The organism is Streptomyces sp. SID5910 (assembly GCF_009862125.1).
In the GTDB taxonomy this organism is placed as follows: domain Bacteria; phylum Actinomycetota; class Actinomycetes; order Streptomycetales; family Streptomycetaceae; genus Streptomyces.
In genome coordinates, this window is sequence record NZ_WWHX01000546.1 from 1 (window position 1) to 2,577 (window position 2,577).

Annotated in this window: 2 protein-coding genes; both read right to left on the bottom strand. The window is 75.7% G+C overall.

All coding sequences use genetic code 11. The features are described from left to right. Window positions 1–899 (bottom strand): Hsp70 family protein (locus tag GTW67_RS19020; RefSeq protein WP_161166019.1); only part of this gene is annotated, 899 nt, incomplete at its 3' end. Beyond that, a partial coding sequence (locus GTW67_RS19025) for an AAA family ATPase (protein WP_161166020.1) occupies window positions 896–2,577 on the bottom strand: 1,682 nt, incomplete at its 5' end. The genes GTW67_RS19020 and GTW67_RS19025, both read right to left, overlap by 4 nt.

A 2,577-nucleotide genomic window follows, 5' to 3' on the forward strand; every position in this document is an offset into this window, starting at 1 on the left:
CGGGCCGCGTCCGGGGCGGGGCCGTCGACGATGCGCAGGACGGGGAAGTCGCGCAGGGCCAGCAGCCCCCGTACGACGGCGAGTTCGGGCAGGTGGCTGCGGACCGTGAGGCCCTGGGCGGCCGGCAGCTCCTCGATCTCGGCCCGCCGGCCGGGCGTCGCGCACAGGCCGCCCGCCAGCAGGACGGTGTCCACCGCCGGTCCGGGCGCGGTCAGTTGCTCCGCCACGGCGTCCAGCGTCCGCTGCCGCAAGGGCGCCACGGCCCGGTCGAGGACGGCCCGGTCCAGGGTCAGCCGGTGCCGGCCGCCGGCCGCGTCCTCGACCGTCTCGGCGGCGTCGTCCTCGTCCGACGTGCCGAGCGCGCGCCGCAGTCGCTCCGCCGCCCGGAGCGGGTCGACCCCGTCCGGGAGCCGCCCGGCGAGGGCGTCGGCGAGGGCCGCGTCCCAGTCGTCGCCGCCGAGCCGGTGGGCGCGGGTCCGCACGAGGCGCACCGTGAGGTCGGGCGTGACGGCGAGGACGGTCAGCTCCAGCGTCGTCGCCCCCTGGTCGCAGACCAGCACCGTGCGGTCCACGCCCTCGTCGACGGCCCCGTAGTGCAGCGCGACCGCCACCGGGTCCGGCACGACCCGCGCGACGTCCAGCCCGGCGTTCTCGGCCGCGCGCCGCAGCTCGTCCTCCCGGCCGCCGGTCGCCGGTATGCCGAGGACCGCCTGCCGGTCCGGTTCCGCCGCGGCGGCCGCCGTACCGGCCGGGGCGGGCCCGAACAGCAGGGGCAGCGCCCGCCTGGGCTCCAGGACGCCGTCGGTGCCCTCCAGCGCGGTGGCGGTCACGGCCGGTTCACCGTCGGGGCCGATCCGCCCGACGCGTCCGAAACGGTGCCCGAGGTCGATGCCGATCATGTTCCCTCGCCCTCCTCCCGCGCACGGGGCGCGGTCCCGTCGGCGGTGACGACGGCGGTCCCGTCGGCCGTGACGCCGGCCCGGATGCGGCTGCCCGGGGCCGGCCGGTGCTCCAGCAGATGGCGTACGACGGCCGCCCGCACCCGTTCCAGTTCGTTGCGGATCTGCCGTCCGCCGTACGCCTGGTGCTGGGGGTCCGACATCCGCTCGGTGATCCACGGGTGCAGGGTGCCGGTGTCGGGGACCAGTTCGACGCGGTGCCGCTCGCGCACCGACTCGGTGAGCTGTCCGAGGAGCCGGTCGGCGATGCGGACGATGTGCTCGCGGCGCAGCATGTCGAAGACGACCACGCCGGGCTTGAGCCGCCCGTAGATCTCCGGCCTGCCGATCTGCCGGAACTTCTCCTCCACCGCCCGGGTGAAGTGCGCCTCCAGCTCGGCGTACGTCAGTTCGTCGTCGCGGTCGCTGAGCAGGCCCTGCACCGCGTCCGCGCCCGTGTTGGAGGTGAAGATGATCAGGCACTGGGAGAAGTACGCGGTCTGGCCGCGTCCGTCGGTGAGCCGGCCGTCCTCCAGGATCTGGAGGAACTTGTCCAGCACCTTGGGGTGGGCCTTCTCGATCTCGTCGAAGAGCAGCACGCTGAACGGCCGTTCCTGCACCCTGCGGGTCAGCTCGCCGCCCTGCTCGTGGCCGATGTAGCCCGGCGGTGCGCCGGCGAGGCGTTCGGCGGCGTGCTCCTGCTGGTACTCGCTCATGTCGAACCGGGCGTACGCGCTCTGGTCGCCGAACATCAACTCGGCGACCGACTTGGCCAGTTCGGTCTTGCCCACGCCGGTGGGGCCGACGAAGAAGAACGCGCCCCGGGGCCGCGCGTTGCCGGAGTTGCCGAAGTCGACGCCGACGAAGGCGGACTGGAGGGCCGACGCGACGGCGTTCACGGCCGTGTCCTGGCCGACCACCCGGGTCCCCAGGACGCCCGCGGCGCCGGCGACGGTGTCGCGGTCGAGCTGGGTCCACGGGTCGACGCTCACGTTGAGCCGGTGCAGCTCCAGGAGTTTGTCGGGCTTGCGCAGGGGCGCGTTGCGCAGCCAGGAGGTGCGGGCCAGGGACTCGATGTCCCAGCCGGTCATGCCGTCGGTGGCGCCGACGAGGCCTTCGAGGTCGGCGCGCGAGGCGTCCTGCGCGCCGTTGAAGTGCCGGTGCAGCCAGGTCAGCCAGAGCCGGCGTTCGCTGGGGTCGGGCGGGCCGATGTGGAGGGCGGCGATCCGGGGGTCCTCCAGGTGGAACCAGCCGGGCAGGCGTCCGACGTCGCCGACCGCGCACAGGACGGCGTTGCGGGCGTGCGGGGCGGGTCCGGCGGCGGAGTGCGGGGTCACGGCGTCCGTCATGGCGGCGCGCAGCCGCAGGTAGCCGAGGTGGGAGTCGGGCTGGCCGGGCGGGAGCTGGTGGTCGACGTCCTCGAAGACGAACGCCGTGGCCGCGTCGGGCGAGGCGGCCAGGCGGTGCACGGTGGCGACGACGTCGTCGAAGGTCCGGGGCCGTCCCGGCGTCCGCGGCGCCAGCAGCCGGTCCCGTCCGCGCTGCCGCTCGCCGCCGCGCCGGGTACGGGGGGCTGCGGGGTCGCCGTCGGCGGGTGCGCTGTCGTCGCCGCGGGTCTCCCAGGGGCGGGGGGCGGTGC